We start from the raw sequence: 15561 nt of genomic DNA, 5'->3' as shown, positions 1-15561 counted from the left end.
GCGTTGGAGCCGCTGTTCGTGGCGGGCGACGCGGTCTCGGTGACGCTGTTCCTGTCGATAGGACTCGGGCTGATGGGGCTCACCTACGGCCCGCTCGGCGCCGCGCTCGCCGAACTTTTCCCGACCGCGGTGCGCTACACGGGCGCGTCGGTCGCGTTCACGCTCGCGGGGATCCTCGGGGCCTCGCCCGCGCCGTACGTCGCGACCGCGCTCGCGAAGGATCACGGGATCGCGGCGGTCGGCTGGTATCTTTCGGCCGTGGCGGGCGCCGCGGCGCTGTCGTTCCTGCTGATCGGACGACGGTTTCCGACGGCCCGGACGGTCCGGGCGTGATCCCCTGGGAACTGCTCGACAGCGCCAAGGCGCCCGGCGGCAGGCATGACCTTCGTCTCCTGAGGCGGGGCCAGGAGTTCTCGATCCGGCTTGGCCACAACGAGCTGATGAACAGCCGGCTGAGCGGGTCGGAGAAGGCGCTCGCGACGCTGCCCTGCGCCCGAATCGGGATCCGCAAGAGCCCAAAAGTGCTGATCGGCGGGCTCGGCATGGGTTTCACGCTCGGCGCCGCGCTGAAGAGCCTGCCCGCGGAAGCCAAGGTCGTGGTGTCCGAGCTGGTGCCGGCTGTGGTCGCCTGGGCGCGTGGCCCGATGGCGGAGATTTTTGGCGAGAGCCTCGCCGATCCGCGGGTCGAGATCCGGGAGCAGGACGTCGGCGCCGTCATCCGCTCGGCGCAAGGGGCCTGGGACGCGATCCTGCTCGACGTCGACAACGGCCCGGAGGCGATGACCTCGGCCGGCAATGACGGCCTCTATGACGAGATCGGTCTCGGCTCGGCGCGGGCTGCGCTGAAGGCCGGCGGCATCCTCGCGGTCTGGTCGCAGGGGCCCGACAAGGCCTTCGCCAAGCGGCTGCATTTCGCGGGTTTCACGGTCGAGGATCATCGCGTCTACGCCAGCGACAACGGCAAGGGCGCCCGCCACGTCATCTGGCTCGCGACCAGGAAGAATGGCTGAGGCGGATCGTCGTCGCCAAGCCTGACCTGCGCGCCGACATTTTTACATCACGCAGTCGGCGCCGGGGTCTTCGGCTCGAACGGGCAGAGATCCTCGATCAGGCAGCGCCAGCATTCGGGCTTGCGCGCCTTGCAGACATAGCGGCCGTGCAGGATCAGCCAGTGATGGGCGTGGCGGGCGTAGGCGGCCGGCACCGCCTTCTCGAGGCCGAGCTCCACTTCCAGCGGCGTCTTGCCCGGCGCGAGCCGGGTGCGGTTGCCGACGCGGAACAGATGCGTGTCGACCGCGATGGTGGGTTCGCCGAAGGCGGTGTTGAGCACGACATTCGCGGTCTTGCGGCCGACGCCGGGCAGAAGCTCGAGCGCCGCGCGCGAAGGCGGCACCGCGCCGCCATGCTCGGCGATCAGCCGTTCGGAAAGCGCGACGACGTTCTTGGCCTTGTTGCGGTAGAGCCCGATCGTGCGGATCAGCTCGCGCACCCGCTCCTCGCCGAGCGCGACCATCGCCTCGGGCGTCGAGGCCTGGGCGAACAGCTTTCGGGTGGCCTTGTTGACGCCGGCGTCGGTCGCCTGCGCCGACAGCACGACCGCGACCAGCAGCGTGTATGGGTCGACATGCTCAAGCTCGCCCCGGGGCTCGGGGTCCCGCTCATGGAACCGGCGGAAGATTTCCTCCACGACCGCGGGCTTCAGCCGGCGCGGGGCGGCGGGCGGCCGCTTCGCGGCGGCCGGGTCCTTAGGCCTGACCTCGGACTTGATCGGGTCGCGGCGCTTGGAAGACTGACGGACGGTCATGAACGGCTTATACTGAACGGATGATCGAGCAAGCCAGCACCGACGGGGGCTTCGACGACCGGGTGTTCGCGGCCGAGATTCGGCCGCACCGCTCGCTCGGGCCCCGCGGCGTCGCGATCGTGCTGGCCGCCTTCGCGACTTTGTCGGCGATCGTGAGCGTGCCCTTCGTGCTGATCGGGGCGTGGCCGGTGATCGGCTTCCTCGGCCTCGACGTGTTCGCGCTCTGGCTCGCCTTCCGCTTCTCCTTCGCGCAGGCGCGGGCCTGCGAACAGGTCGTCCTCACCTATGTCGAACTCGTGGTGCGCAAGATCTCGGCCCGCGGCGCGTCGCGGGAATGGCGCTTCAACCCGCTCTGGGTGCGGATCGAGACCGAGTCGGACGTCGATTTCGGGATGACGCGCGTCGCGGTCGCGGCCCGCGGTTCGCAGCTCGACCTCGGCGGCGCGCTGTCTCCCGACGAGCGCGCGGATTTCGCCGACGCCTTCGGCCGCGCGCTCGCGACCGCGAAGGCCGGGCCGAGATCGGCTGTGGCGGGCTGACGGCCGGCGCGCCGCCCGCCTCCGCCAAAAGATCAGGAAGACATTCCGGAACGACCGCGGCGTGGACGCGTTTCCACAGTGCGGCGGCGCGTAAATCGGGACGGGCCGACGGTCTCAGACGTTTCCCGAGGCGTCCAGCGAAGGATGACCAATCATGGAAGGCGCCCTTATCGGCATCGTGATCACCATTCTGGTGATCTTCCTCGTGCTCTACCTCGTCGGGATGCTGCCGATCGACGGCCGCGCCAAGCAGATCATCCGCATCATCGTGATCATCATCGGCATCATCTCGCTGCTGAAGTATCTCGCAGTGTTCTGAGCCGGCGAAGTCCGACGAAGAACCTCTAACGCGCGCGCCGTCCCGCCATGTCGGGGCGGCGTTCCGCGCCCGACCACCAAAGCTGCTCCCACCGCAGCGCGTCGCCGACGATGAGGTCGAGATCGGCGCGGGCGGGCCGCCACCCGAGCGCCTCCCGGATGCGCGTGGCGTCTGCGATGGAGACATGCGGATCGCCCGGCCGCGCGGGCTTTTCACGCACGGGGAAGTCCGACCCGGAAACCCGTCGCACCGCCGCCACGACGTCGCGCACCGAATAGCCCCAGCCATAGCCGCAATTGAGCGTGAGGCTTCCGCCGCCGGCTCGAAGGTGCCTGAGCGCCGCGACATGGGCGTCGGCGAGGTCGGAGACGTGGATGTAGTCGCGCACGCCAGTCCCGTCGGGCGTCGGCAGGTCGGTCCCGAAGATGTCGAGCCCCTGGTTGAGGCCGAGCGCGGCGCGGGTCGCGACGGTGATCAGATTGGCGGCGCCGGCCGCGCGCTGCCCGGTCCGCATCTGCGGGTCGGCGCCCGCGACGTTGAAGTAGCGCAGCGCCACGAAGCTCATGCCGTGGGCGACCGAGACGTCGCGCAGCACGCGCTCCGACATCATCTTCGAAGCGCCGTAGGGCGAGGCGGGGTCGAGCGGCGCGCTCTCCGGCGTCGGCGTCACAGGCGCGAGGCCATAGACAGCGGCGGTCGACGAGAAGATGAACCGTTTGACGTTGGCCGCCACCAGCGAGCCGAGCAGCACGCGGGTCTTGCCGGTGTTGGCGGCGTAGTAGCCGAGCGGGTCGGTTATGGATTCGGGCGCGATGATGCGTCCCGCGAAATGCGCCACGGCGTCGATCTGGTGGGCCGCCAGGGTGCGCAGCACGAGCGCTTCGTCGCCGACGTCGCCCACGACCAGCGGCACGCCGGCCGGAACCGCGTCGCGCGATCCGGTCGACAGATCGTCCAGCACCACGGCCGCCTCGCCCGCGTCGCGCAGCGCGAGCGCCATGTGCGACCCGATATAGCCGGCGCCGCCGGTGATGAGCACGGCCATCGCGATTGCTCCTTCGGCCGCCCGAAAGGATGACGGCCAGGACCCGACGCTAGCCGTCCGGGCCTTTCCGTTTGGTTGCGGCGATTGAAGAATGAGGGCGTCATCTCGGTCTTTCGACGATGTTGAGAGATATCGTCGACGCTTCGTTAACATCTCTCGTCAGAAATGGTGCGTTGATCGCCTCACGTGGACGAACGCTCTCCATGGCACAAGACGGAGCAGCTGGCGCGGACCGGTCAGACGGGCGCTGGTGGCGGGGCCTTGCGGCTCGCGCCGCGCTGCTCGTCGGCGCCATGCTCGCCGTTCTCGCCGCGCTGCTGATCGCGATCGGAGCGGCGCATGTCCGTCAGACGGCGGCGCATGCGATCGAGGTCGCGGCGGCGGCGGAGGCTGACCTCATCGCGGCCGATCTGGCGAATGGCCGGCTGACCCTGGCGGGCGCCGCGTCGCGCCTCCTCGACCCCGGATTTTCCTACGGTTTCCTTGCCCGTCCCGACGGAACCCCGATCGTCGGCAGCCCTCCGGCCGAAAGCGGCTTGTCGCCATCCGCAGCGACTCTCGCGAAGACCGAGGCTTCGCCCGAGACCGCGATCAGTGAAAGCGGCGGTCTCGCGCACGCCGCCAAGGCGGTGCTGCTTCCCAACGGAGAGCGCGCGATTCTGCGCTTTGCTGTGACGCTCGCCCCGGCGAACGCCGCGGGCCGGGACGCCGTGGGCCAGGGGCTGCTGGCCGCGCTGGCCTTCTTCGCGCTCGCGCTTCCCTCGCTCGCCCTGGCGGTCGACCGTGCGGCGGCGCCGCTGCGCGCCCTGACGCGCGCGGTGGCGCGCCCGGGCGCCGCCGAGGAGGAGGTGCGCGCCGCCGGGATCCGTCGCGACGAGGTGGGCGCGCTCGCCCGCGCCCATCTTGCGATCGCCCGCGACCTTGCCGAGAACGCCGATGCGCTTCATCGCCTCACCTTCGACGATCCGCTGACGCGGCTGCCGAACCGCGCGAGCCTGACGAGCCGGCTCGCGGTGGCGCTGCAACTCGGCCAGACGCTGGCGATCGCCAAGATCGAGGTGGAGGGCCTGAGCCGGGTGGCCGCGGGGCTCGGCCAGCAGCTCGGCGACGAGACCGTCAAGGCGGCGGCGAGGCGTCTGTCGATCGCCGCGGCGGCCTGGGCCAGGGGACGCCGGCTCGAAGGCGAGCAGTCCGTCATGGTCGCGCGCATCTCGGATTTCGGCTTCGCCTTCTTCGCGCATGGCGCGGACGCAGACGCGGCGACGTCGCTCGCCAGGGCGGCGATCGCGGCGTTCGAAGAGCCGCTCGAGGTCGGCGAGCATCGCGTCATGGCGGCGCTGTCGATCGGCGTGGCTCTGGCGCCCGAGGATGGCGACGAGGCCGCCGGCCTGCTGCGAAGCGCTTCCGCTGCGCTGTCGGCAGCCCGCGCGGCCGGCCCCCAGACCATCCGCATGGCCGGCGCCGAGCTCAACCGCATGGCCTATGGCCGGCTGCGCCTCGAACAGGACCTCAGGCGCGCGATCGAGACCCGCGAGCTCGAACTGCACTACCAGCCGCAGATCGCGCTGAAGACCGGCGCGGTCGCGGGCTGCGAGGCGCTGCTGCGCTGGCGCCATCCCATGCGCGGCATGATCTCGCCGGCCGAATTCATCCCGATCGCGGAGGAGTGCGGCCTCGTCGAGCCGCTCGGGCGCTTCGTCCTCGGCGAGGCGAGCCGCACCGCAGCAGAGTGGGCCAAGAAGGGGATCGAGCTGCGTGTCGCCGTAAACGTCTCGCCCCTGCAGTTCCGCAAGCCGCGCTTCGCCGAGACAACGCTCGACATAATCCAGGCGGCGGGGGCGTCTCCCTCTCAGATCGAGCTCGAGATCACCGAGAGCGCCGCGATGGGCGATCCCGAGCATGCGGCGCGCGAACTCGCGCCGCTGAAGGAGGTCGGCGTGCGGGTCGCGATCGACGACTTCGGCACCGGCTATTCGAACCTCGCGGTGTTGACGCGGCTACCTATCGACGTGCTGAAGATCGACCGCGGCTTCGTGAACGACGCCGCGCGCGCCGAAGGCGCGCGGGTGGTCGTCGGCACGGTGATCGGCATGGCCGAGAGCCTCGGCCTCGAGACCGTAGCCGAGGGCGTCGAGACCGCTGAACAGCTCGATTTGGTGACCAGCCACGGCTGCACGCACGCCCAGGGCTATCTGTTCGGTCGCCCGATGCCGGCGTCGGCCTTCGAGGTGTGGTACGGAGACCGGCTGGTGAGCGAGCTTCGCTCCATCGGCTCGCGCGCCGCGCGCGACAAGCGCCAGCGCGCCGCGCGGAGCGTCATTGAGCCGTCGCGCCGGACCGTCTAGAACCCCCGCCGCCGATTTTTCCAGACAGACGACGCCAGAGGCCGATGACCGCCGCCAATCCGCACGACACCGCGCGCATCCTGGTCGAGGCGCTGCCCTACATGCAGCGCTACGACGCCGCGACCATCGTGGTGAAGTATGGCGGCCACGCCATGGGCGACGCGGAGGCCGCGCGCTGGTTCGCGCAGGACGTCGCGATCCTCAAGGAGGTCGGCATCAATCCGGTGGTCGTGCATGGCGGCGGGCCGCAGATCGGCGCGATGCTCGACCGGCTCGGCATCAAATCGGAGTTCAAGGCGGGCCTGCGCGTCACCGACCAGGCGACCGTCGAGGTCGTCGAGATGATCCTCGCGGGCTCGATCAACAAGAACATCGTGGCCTCGATCAACGCCGAGGGCGGCCGCGCCATCGGGCTGTCGGGCAAGGACGGCGGGATGGTGGCGGCGCGCAAGGTGACGCGCAGCGTCATCGACCCCGAAAGCAAGATTGAGGAGGTGGTCGATCTCGGCTTCGTGGGCGAGCCCGATCGGGTCGACCGCACCGTGCTCGACTGGGTGATCGCGTCCGACCTGATTCCGGTCGTGGCGCCGGTCGCGAGCGCGATCGACGGCCCGCAGACCTACAACGTCAACGCCGACACGTTCGCAGGCGCGATCGCGGGCGCTGTCGGGGCCAAGCGCCTGCTGCTGCTGACCGACGTGCCCGGCGTGCTCGACAAGGACCGGAACCTCATCGACCAGCTGTCGGTCGAGCAGGCGCGCCGGCTGATCGCCGACGGCACGATCTCGGGCGGCATGATCCCGAAGGTCGAGACCTGCATCTACGCGGTCGAGCGCGGGGTCGAGGGCGTCGTCATCCTCGACGGCAAGACGCCGCATGCGGTGCTGATCGAACTCCTCACGGAGGGAGGGGCGGGAACGCTCATCACGCGCTAGACTGCGCGCCATGACCGTCGTCCCGTTCAAGCGTCCCGAGACCCGCGAAACGGCGCCGCCGCAGGCGAAGCGCCGTAGCCTCGGCGAATTCGCGATCGCGATGGGTCTGGTCGGTCTCGTGATCTTCCTCGTCCCTACGCTCTGGTCGGGCGTTCCGCAGCATCTGCTCGCCGTCATCCACCTGCTGGTCGCGGTCGTCTATCTGCAGCAGGGGCCGCGGATCGCCGCCGGGATCTGGATCGCGCTGACGCTCGCCCTTCTCGTCCTCGCCGGCGCCCCGTCGCCCGTCTCCTACGCGCTCGCCCGCGGCGCGGCGGCGCTCGACGCCGCCCTTATTCGCTAGGCCGACCCATGACCGTCGCAGAGAGCCGGCAGACTCAGTCTCGTCCGACGCCTTGGAAAAGCCGTGCTGCGGCGCGAAAAGACGTCGTTCACCCGACCGCGCGAAGCTTTATGCGGCCGCGGCCCACCGGATGAACGGCGTTCCATGAACGACATGCCAGATCCCGACAGCTTCGAAGCCCTGAAAGGCCACGCGCGCGCGGCCGAGGCCAAGGGCTTCGACCATGTCGAGACCTGGGTCTTCGACCTCGACAACACCCTCTATCCGGCCTCGTCGCGGCTGTTCGACCAGATCGACGCCAAGATCACGGCCTATGTCATGGAGCGCACCGGGCTCGACGGCATCTCGGCGCGGGCGCTGCAGAAATACTACTACCGCCAGCACGGCACGACGCTCGCCGGCATGATGGCCGAGGACGGGCTCGATCCCGACCATTTCCTCGCCTTCGTGCACGACATCGACCATTCGGTGCTGGTACCAGCCCCCGAGCTTGCGGCCGCGATCGCGCGGCTTCCCGGCCGGCGTTTCATCCTGACCAACGGCTCGCGCCGCCACGCCGAGAGCGTCGCCTCGCGGCTCGGCGTCGCCGATCTGTTCGAGGACGTCTTCGACATCGCGGCGGCCGGCTTCGTGCCGAAGCCGGAGCGCGTCGCCTATGACGCCTTCCTCAAGCTCCACGGAATCACGCCGGCGAGCGCCGCGATGTTCGAAGACCTGTCCAAGAACCTCGTCGTTCCGCACACGCTCGGCATGCGCACCGTGCTGGTCACCCCGAGGGATGGCGAGCCCGAGGGCCTGGAGCGCCTGACGGCCGCCGACGACGCCGAGGCCGGCCCCCATGTCGACCACGTCACCGACGACCTGCCGGGGTTCCTCTCCGCGCTCGCGATAGTCGCGGCCGACGAGCCGCGCTGACGCTTCACAGGTCGGGGTTGCGGACCCGGTCCTCGAGGTCGCTCCGGCGCTCCTCGGGCGTCGCCAGCCGGTCGAAGACCCGGCCCGCGAGCCACATGCCGACCAGTCCGATCGCGAAGAACGCCCCGAACGCCAGCGCCACCGAGTCGGCGGCTGCGAAGGCCACAAGCCCGGCGACCGCCGCCACGACGAAGACGGCGAAACTCGCGAGGCGCGCGCGGCTCATGACGGCGTCCCGCCGCGTCCCGCTGCCTCGGCCCGCATCTTCGCGATCGTCGTGGTCGGCGTGATCGCTTCCGGATCGATGCGGACATGGATCACCGCCGGCCGCCCGCAGCCGCGCGCCGCCGCGAAAGCTTCGGCGAACCGCCCGCGCTCCGTCACCGAGAAGCCCTCTGCGCCGAAGGCCCGCGCATAGGCGGCGAAATCGGGGTTGGTCAGCCTCGTCCCGAAGGGCTTGCCGGGATAGCTCCGTTCCTGATGCATGCGGATCGTGCCGTACTGGCCGTTGTCGAACACCAGCGCCACGACGGCGAGGTCGTGCTGCACTGCGGTCGCGAGTTCCTGACCGGTCATCAGGAAGCAGCCGTCTCCGGCGAGCGCCACGACCTCGCGGTCCGGAAAGGCGCGCTTGGCCGCGATCGCGGCCGGCAGGCCGTAGCCCATCGAACCCGAAATCGGCGCGGCCTGGGTCCCATAGGCCGTCACACGGTGGAAGCGGTGGAACCAGGCCGAATAGTTTCCGGCGCCGTTGGTGACGATCGTGCCGGCCGGCATGGCGTTGAGCGCCGCCACCGCCTCGGCCATCTGCGGCCCGCCCGGATGCTCGGGGACCTCGCCCGACCATGCGAGATAGTCGGCGTGGGCGTCGGTCCGTGCTTGCGTCCAGCCGATCCGCTGGGGCGGCTGAAGCCCCTCCAGCGCGGCCGCGAAGGCGTGGGGCGAGGCGTGGATCGCGAGCGCCGGCTGGTAGACCCGGCCGAGCTCCTCCGCCCCGGCATGGACATGGACGAGCGTCTGGCGCGGCCTGGGAATGTCGAGGAGCTCGTAGGCCTGGCTCGGGATCTCTCCGAGCCGGGCGCCGATCAGCAGCACGAGGTCGGCGTCGCGGACCCGCGCAACGAGCTTCGGGTTCGGCGCGATGCCGAGGTCGCCCGCATAGGATGGGTGAGCCGCCGAAAACAGCTGCTGGCGGCGGAACGTGACCGCGACCGGGAGCTCGAATCGCTCGGCGAACCGCGCGAGCCGCGCCGCCGCAGCCTCGGACCAGCGCCCGCCGCCGACGATCGCGATCGGCCGTTCGGCCGCCCAGAGCAGTTTCTGAAGCTGAGCCATGTCCGCGAGGCCGGGCCAGGTCTCGGCCGGCGTCACGGGCGGCGCGTCGTTGACCTCGGCGCGCTCGACCAGCATGTCCTCCGGCAGGCCGACGACCACCGGACCGGGGCGGCCCTGCGTCGCGACGCGGATCGCGCGCGAGACGATCTCGGGGATGCGCGCCGCGTCGTCGATCTCGACGGTCCATTTGGCCAGCGAGCCGAAGACGGCGCGCAGGTCGATCTCCTGGAACGCCTCGCGGTGCCGGAAGCCGCGCTCGATCTGGCCGACGAACAGGATGAGCGGCGTCGAATCCTGGCTTGCGACATGGACGCCCGCCATGGCGTTCGAGGCTCCGGGCCCCCGCGTGGCGAAGCAGAGGCCGGGCCTGCCCGTGAGCTTGCCGGCGGCGTCCGCCATCATCGCCGCGCCGCCTTCCTGGCGGCAGACGACGAAGTCGACGTCCTTCGCCCGCATCGCCTCCAGCACGGCGAGATAGCTCTCGCCGGGCACGCCGAAGCCGAGCGTCAGCCCATTCGCGAGGAGCGCGTCGACCAGGATTTCGGCGCCGGTCCGCGAAGCGGTCATCGGGGCCTCCTCGACCTCACCCGTGGCGGTCGGGCGCGATGTCGACCGGCACGCGACCGAGAATCATGCGCCGCACCGCTCGCGGCAAGATGCGGCCGACGCGGATCGCCGCCACCATCTGCCAGGGAAACGCGATGACGGGCTTTTGGGCCGCAAGTTTCCGCCGGATCAGCGCGGCGGCGTCGTCGGCTGACATCTCGAAGGGTTTTGGGCCGCCATAGCGGGCGCTCATGTCGCTCGTCACGAAGCCCGGGCAGATCACGCTGACCGCGATCCCGTCGCCGGCGAGGAAATCGCCCAGCGCCTCGCCCCAGGCAAGGATTCCTGCCTTGGAGGCCGAGTAGGCGGCCGTGTCCCCGACCGGCTGGAGCGCGGCGAGCGAGCTCATCAGCGCGATCTGGCCGCGCTTTCGGGCGCGCATCGGCTCGACCAGCGGCGCGACCGTCGCGATCGCGCCTTCCAGATTGATGCGGAGCTGCCGCTGCGCCGTCGCGAAGGTCTCGAAGCGACGCTGAGGTTCGAGCCCGCCCGAGACCCCGGCGTTCGCGATCACGAGGTCGACCGCATGCGCTGCGTCGAAGGCGACAAGGGCGGCTGCCAGCCGCTCGACCTCGGTCACGTCGACGGCTGCGGTCTCGACCGCCGCGCCGCGCGCCGCGCATTCGGCCGCGATCCCCTCGAGACGGCCCGCGTCGCGGCCGACCAGCAGCATGGCGACGCCCTGCGCCGCATAGGCGCGCGCCAGCGCCGCGCCGATTCCGCGGCCGGCTCCGGTGACGACGACGGACCGAGGGTTTTGGACGCTCACTCGCCCGGAACGGCCGAACCGGCCTCCGCATAGGCGCGGCCGCTGCTCCAGCCGAGCGCGACGGGACGGGCATGGCCGATCGGCGCGATCTCGACGAGGCGGCCCATCGCGTTCTGGACTGCGATCTCGATCGCCTCGCGCGAATAGAAGCCGCCATTGAGTTGCGTGCCAGCCGCGACCACCTTGCGGAACGCCGCCGCCATCTCCGGCTCGGGCGGCGTCGGCGCGGTCCAGAAGCTCTCGAGCGTGCCCTGATGAGTCAGGCCGTCGACGTCATAGATCGCCTGTCCGATCGCGATGGTGGGGCGGCCCCGCTCTATCGCCATCGTGCCCATGGTGCTGTTGACCACCACGAGGCCCGCCGCGCCGTCGATCAGCGACGCGCCGTCGCCGCCGTCGAGATAGACCAGCCGGTCGCCGAGGCCCGTGCGCTGCGCCGTCACCTGGCAGGCGCGTCGGCGGTTGACGAGGCCGTTGTCGAGCGGATGGAGCTTGACCACCAGCTTGGCGTTCGCCGGCGCATGGGCCGCGAAGGAGCGGGCCACGAACTCCACCACCTCGGTCATCGCGCTGAACGGCGAGTGCAGGCGGATCTGGTAGTCGCTGTCGAGCTGGAGCGGCAGCAGGAAATACGGCGCCTTGCCCCGGCGCAGCATGCGCTCGACCGCGGCGGCGCGGCGCGTCTCGGGCTTCTTGCGCATGATTCGCCCGATCCAGCCGGCGTATTCGACGAGGCAGTGGTTCGGCCGGTAGCGGCGGTAGTGAGGATAGAGATAGGGGAAGAAGGTGTTGGCGCAGTTGTAGAGCACGTCCCAGACCGACCGCGCCCGCATGTCGCCCGAGATCGGGAGCGCCTCGGTCGGTTCGGAGAGCTGCGCGGCGATCCGCTGGATGGTCTCGCGGTCGCGCGGCAGGCCCGAGAAGCCGTTGACGCCGCCTTCCTCCAGCGTGATCCAGTTCGGGCGATAATAGCCCTCCTCGAACACGTGGACGTTGACGCCGCGCAGCTGCGCTGTGGCGATCGCGGTGCGGTGATAGGGACGGCCATCGCCGAACAGCACGAGGTCTGTCACCCCGCGCTCGTCCATGAATTTGGCCAGGAAACCGCGCCAGTCCTCGAATCGGCCGCGATAGTCCACGGCCCCGGGGATGTTCCAGAACAGGCGGTCGCCGAGATTGAGGTTGACGCGGGCGACGCCATAGCCCTGCTCGCGCAGCGCATGGCCGAGACGGACGAAGAATGGCGAAGCGAGGCCTTGCAGGAACAAGAAGGTGCGCCCTGGCCGCGCTCCGGTCTGGTCTGCGCCTTGGTTCATCGGTCGCCTGCCCAAACGGACGGCGCCGACCTAGACGCCCCCCGCACATGCCATCTGCCCCCGTCCGGCCGATTGTGCGGTTGCGAAAGAAACCGACTTCCGGCTTGGTCTCGCAAGCGTTGCATCGCGAGCCAAGCGCGGATAGCGCTCACCCATCGACGGCTTGAGAAGACCTCGGACGACTCATTTGAACCACACGTCCGGCGAAGTGGCAATCATTTCCAGTCGTTTGCGCGGCCGAACCGTGGACGCTGAAGCGATTTCGGGCCTTCGTTCCAGAACCCGTTGGAACAGTCGCGGACCGTTGCTCGCCGCCATGACGACGGTCGCCGATCCTCAGGAGGCTGCCGCGAGGTCTTTCGCAGATGCGAAAAGCATCGGGCTGTTCGTTCTTTCTCCTCATCCCATTCGTTTAGTGGAATTGGATCGCCGGGGACGTCCTCTGGGGTATCGGGTGACGGGACGCGAGCCGCATCGCGCAGCGCCGGCGGCCGGGACGTTTCGTGACGCCCTCGACGAGCTTCTGCGGAGGGCCGGGCCCGGAGAGGTGCGGATCGACGGGGACGTCGACCCCGCCGATCCCGAGCTGGTCTGGCTCGACCCCTATGACCGCAAGCTGGTCTCCGCCGTGGAGGCGCTCGGGATGGCGTGCGATCTGCTGCGTCATCGGGCGCGGACCGCGCGGCGGACCTTCGCCGTCGGGTTGACGCGCTGGAAGCGCCCGGCCGCCCAAACGTTTCTGGACGGCCCGAACGGTCCGCCGCGTTTCCTGCGCGACGCCGAGGCCGCAGCGCGCGAGGCACAGGCCGCCTCGGGCCGCGTGGCGGCCTGGGCCTCGCGCCGCACGGAGGCGGTCGAGGAGGCCGCTCGCTCGGCCGGCGTCCCCTTCGGACGGCTCGAGGACGGCTTCCTCCGCTCGGTCGGGCTGGGCAGCGCCTTCGTCGGGCCGCTCTCGCTCGTTTTGGACGAGACTGGAATCTATTACGATCCGTCCGTTCCGAGCGATCTCGAGACGCTCCTTCGGGAGGCCGACATCCCGCCCGGATTGACCGCCCGCGCGGCGGCGCTCCGCGAGCGGCTCGTCGCCGCGAACGTCACGAAATACAATATCGGGGTCGATCGGCCGCCTGTCGTGCCCGAAGGGCGGTTCGGCGTGCTCGTGCCCGGTCAGGTCGAGGACGACGCCTCGATCCTGAAGGGAGCGGGCGCGATCCGCACCAATCTCGGCCTGCTGGGCGCCGCTCGCGAGCGCCGCCCGGACGCCTTCATCGTTTACAAGCCCCACCCGGACGTGGTTGCGGGCTATCGGCGCGGCGCGGCGCCGGAGGCCGAGGTGAGCCGGCTCGCCGACGCCGTGGTCATCGACGGGTCCGTCGCGGCGCTCTATCCGCAATGCCGCGCGGTCGAGACCATGACGTCGCTGTCCGGCTTCGAGGCGCTGCTGCGCGGGCTTCAGGTGACGACGCACGGCCAGCCCTTCTACGCCGGCTGGGGCCTGACCGAAGATCTCGCGCCGCCGCATCCCAAGCGCGGCCGCGCCCGCAGCCTGGACGAACTCGTGGCCGCCGCCCTGATCCTTTACCCTCTCTATGTCGACCCGGTCTCTGGTCTGCCCTGCGGGCCCGAGATCGCGCTCGACCGGCTGCTCGCGGCCCGCGCGCTCGCCGAGACGCCCAGGGGTCGGCTCGCCGCGCGCATCCGCCACGCCTACGCGCTCGGACGCCACCGCCTGCTCGGCCCGATCGCGCGGAGACTGCGGTGACGGAGCTTCTCCTCGCGTTCACGTTGTCCTTCGTCGCGTCGCTCCTGCTGGAGAGCCGCCCGCCGTCGCTCGCAGCTCTCCGCGGGCCGGCGACCGCGCAGGCGATCCGGCTGACGCTTCACCTCGCCGTCTTCGCCGGCGCCTTCGCGCTCTCGTGGCGGCCGTGGCACGCGGCGCTGGTGGTCTGCGTCGCAGCGTTCCTGTTCGGCGAAGGCAGCGCGATGAAGCGGCGCATCCTCGGCGAGCCGGTAGTGTTCTCGGACTTCGCACTGGTGAAGCTCGCGATCCGCCATCCGCGGCTCTATTACGCGGAGAAACTCATCGAGCCGCGGGCGCTCGCGATCTTCGCGGCGATCGCGGTCGCGACCGTCCTTTGGTTCTGGATCGAGCCGTCGATCCTGCCGGCCGGCTTCTGGGCGCTGCTCGCGGTCCCGCCGATGGTCTGCGCGGCGGCTGTTGCGGCGCTGCGATCCGAAGCGGCGTCGCGCGCCGCGCGGAAGCTTGTCGGCGAACGTCCCGACCTCGACGCCGACGTGGCGCGCTTTGGGATCGGCGGGTCGATGACGCTGCACTGGCTCGTCTGGCGGCGGCAGGCGCGCCCTTCGGCCGAAGCGCGCGCCGCGATGGCGGCCGCTCCCAAGCCTGCGACCGGCGGTCCGAGTCTCGTGGTCGCGATCCAGTGCGAGAGCTTCCTCGACCTCGCCGCGCGCGGGATTCCCGGTCCCGATCTGCCGGCCTTCCGGTCGCTCGCCCGCGAGGCGGTCGCCTGGGGCCGCTGCCGCGTGCCGGCCGAGGGCGCCTACACGATGCGGGCCGAGTTCGGCTTCCTCACCGGCCTGCCGTCAGAAGCGCTCGGCTTCGACGCCTTCGACCCCTACATCGTCGCCGAATCATACGCGCAAGCGTCGCTCGCGCGGCGGCTGAAAGCAGCGGGACGCCGGACCGTGTTCCTCCATCCCTATGACCGGCGGTTCTTCGGGCGCGACGAGCTCATGCCGAAGCTCGGCTTCGACAGATTCATCGACGGAGAGGCCTTTGCGGGAGCCGCGCGCGTCGGCCCCTATATTGGCGACGCTGCGGTGGCTGATGCGATCGAGGCTGAGATCGCGGCCACACGGGAGTCTCTCTTCCTGTTTGCGGTGACGATCGAGAATCATGGGCCCTGGGGGGCGGGCCGCCTGCCGGGCGTCGACGCTCCCGCCGAGCAGTACGCGCGCCACCTGCGGAACGCCGACGCCATGATCGGTCGCATCGCGGCGGCGTTGAAGGCCCAGCCCGGCGGCGCGCTGTTCTGCGTCTATGGCGACCACGCGCCCGCCCGCACGCTGCACCCCGGGCTCCCGGACCGGCGCGCCGCCGACTACCTCATTTGGGATTCGCGCGTGCGTCCCGACGCGCCTCCGGAGCGGCTCGACCTCGACGTCGACGCGGTCGGGCGGCTACTGCTCGAACGGGCCGCCTCAGCCTGATTGTTGCCCAAACGACGCATCGCCTCAGCCAACCGATGGCGCAAATGCGGCTCGGCCTT

General features: G+C 70.4%; 15 protein-coding genes and 1 pseudogene. 10 read left to right on the top strand and 6 right to left on the bottom strand.

Features of this window, described 5'->3' with window-relative positions; all coding sequences use genetic code 11:
• Together EK403_RS23465 and EK403_RS19820 are read left to right on the top strand one after the other, a co-directional pair.
• Nucleotides 1-333, top strand: a pseudogene (locus EK403_RS23465) (MFS transporter); the annotation flags it as partial.
• Nucleotides 330-1010, top strand: coding sequence for a spermidine synthase (locus EK403_RS19820; RefSeq protein ID WP_128779190.1), 681 nt, complete (start codon nucleotides 330-332; stop codon nucleotides 1008-1010). The pseudogene EK403_RS23465 and the gene EK403_RS19820, both read left to right, overlap by 4 nt.
• Before the next feature lie 47 nt (nucleotides 1011-1057).
• Here EK403_RS19820 and nth read toward each other — a convergent pair whose 3' ends face one another.
• Nucleotides 1058-1804 carry an endonuclease III gene (gene nth, locus EK403_RS19815; protein WP_128779189.1) on the bottom strand — a complete coding sequence of 249 codons (747 nt, stop codon included), beginning with the start codon at nucleotides 1802-1804 and terminating at the stop codon, nucleotides 1058-1060.
• A 20-nt stretch (nucleotides 1805-1824) separates the two neighbouring features.
• Between nth and EK403_RS19810 the strand changes: the two genes are divergently transcribed.
• Together EK403_RS19810 and EK403_RS22550 are read left to right on the top strand one after the other, a co-directional pair.
• Nucleotides 1825-2343, top strand: coding sequence for a DUF2244 domain-containing protein (locus EK403_RS19810; protein WP_128779188.1), 519 nt, complete (start codon nucleotides 1825-1827; stop codon nucleotides 2341-2343).
• A 154-nt stretch (nucleotides 2344-2497) separates the two neighbouring features.
• Nucleotides 2498-2662 carry a Thivi_2564 family membrane protein gene (locus tag EK403_RS22550; RefSeq protein ID WP_164919687.1) on the top strand — a complete coding sequence of 55 codons (165 nt, stop codon included), beginning with the start codon at nucleotides 2498-2500 and terminating at the stop codon, nucleotides 2660-2662.
• 25 nt (nucleotides 2663-2687) lie between these two features.
• Here EK403_RS22550 and galE read toward each other — a convergent pair whose 3' ends face one another.
• Nucleotides 2688-3707: a UDP-glucose 4-epimerase GalE gene (gene galE / locus EK403_RS19805; protein WP_128779187.1), complete on the bottom strand. Its 1020-nt coding sequence runs from the start codon at nucleotides 3705-3707 to the stop codon at nucleotides 2688-2690.
• Between the two features lie 203 nt (nucleotides 3708-3910).
• On the opposite strand from galE, the gene EK403_RS19795 reads away from it, so the two are divergent.
• From EK403_RS19795 to EK403_RS19780, 4 genes are all read left to right on the top strand, one after another.
• The gene (locus EK403_RS19795; RefSeq protein ID WP_245479809.1) at nucleotides 3911-6052 is read left to right on the top strand and encodes a putative bifunctional diguanylate cyclase/phosphodiesterase; all 2142 of its coding nucleotides are present in this window, start codon (nucleotides 3911-3913) and stop codon (nucleotides 6050-6052) included.
• A 44-nt stretch (nucleotides 6053-6096) separates the two neighbouring features.
• Nucleotides 6097-6987, top strand: coding sequence for an acetylglutamate kinase (gene argB, locus EK403_RS19790; RefSeq protein ID WP_128779184.1), 891 nt, complete (start codon nucleotides 6097-6099; stop codon nucleotides 6985-6987).
• A gap of 10 nt (nucleotides 6988-6997) precedes the next feature.
• Entirely contained in the window at nucleotides 6998-7330 is a 333-nt protein-coding gene (locus EK403_RS19785) for a hypothetical protein (protein WP_128779183.1), read from the top strand.
• Between the two features lie 144 nt (nucleotides 7331-7474).
• Nucleotides 7475-8245, top strand: a complete 771-nt coding sequence (locus EK403_RS19780) for a pyrimidine 5'-nucleotidase (protein ID WP_206659594.1) — start codon at nucleotides 7475-7477, stop codon at nucleotides 8243-8245.
• 4 nt (nucleotides 8246-8249) lie between these two features.
• Here the strand turns inward: EK403_RS19780 and EK403_RS19775 are convergent, their stop codons facing one another.
• From EK403_RS19775 to EK403_RS19760, 4 genes are read right to left on the bottom strand one after another with little or no spacing between them, the layout of a single operon-like run.
• On the bottom strand, nucleotides 8250-8471 hold the full coding sequence (locus EK403_RS19775; RefSeq protein WP_128779182.1) for a hypothetical protein: 222 nt from the start codon (nucleotides 8469-8471) through the stop codon (nucleotides 8250-8252).
• On the bottom strand, nucleotides 8468-10147 hold the full coding sequence (locus EK403_RS19770; protein ID WP_128779181.1) for a thiamine pyrophosphate-binding protein: 1680 nt from the start codon (nucleotides 10145-10147) through the stop codon (nucleotides 8468-8470). The genes EK403_RS19775 and EK403_RS19770 overlap by 4 nt, the downstream gene beginning before the upstream one ends.
• Nucleotides 10148-10163: 16 nt before the next feature.
• Complete coding sequence (locus tag EK403_RS19765; protein ID WP_128779180.1) at nucleotides 10164-10955, bottom strand: SDR family NAD(P)-dependent oxidoreductase; 792 nt, start codon at nucleotides 10953-10955, stop codon at nucleotides 10164-10166.
• Nucleotides 10952-12271, bottom strand: coding sequence for a capsule polysaccharide biogenesis protein (locus EK403_RS19760; protein ID WP_128779179.1), 1320 nt, complete (start codon nucleotides 12269-12271; stop codon nucleotides 10952-10954). Before EK403_RS19760 ends, EK403_RS19765 begins: the two co-directional genes overlap by 4 nt.
• A gap of 454 nt (nucleotides 12272-12725) precedes the next feature.
• Here EK403_RS19760 and EK403_RS19755 point away from each other — a divergent pair, with 454 nt between their 5' ends.
• A complete protein-coding gene (locus EK403_RS19755) occupies nucleotides 12726-14033 on the top strand; it encodes a capsular polysaccharide export protein, LipB/KpsS family (protein ID WP_245479808.1) in 1308 nt (435 codons plus the stop codon).
• Nucleotides 14030-15502: an LTA synthase family protein gene (locus EK403_RS19750; RefSeq protein WP_128779177.1), complete on the top strand. Its 1473-nt coding sequence runs from the start codon at nucleotides 14030-14032 to the stop codon at nucleotides 15500-15502. The genes EK403_RS19755 and EK403_RS19750 overlap by 4 nt, the downstream gene beginning before the upstream one ends.
• Nucleotides 15503-15561: the final 59 nt, after the last annotated feature.

The sequence above is a fragment of the Hansschlegelia zhihuaiae genome (assembly GCF_004103825.1).
Taxonomy (GTDB): domain Bacteria; phylum Pseudomonadota; class Alphaproteobacteria; order Rhizobiales; family Methylopilaceae; genus Methylopila; species Methylopila zhihuaiae.
Note: the sequence above shows the minus strand (reverse complement) of the source record. Positions and strands in the feature narration are given on the sequence as shown.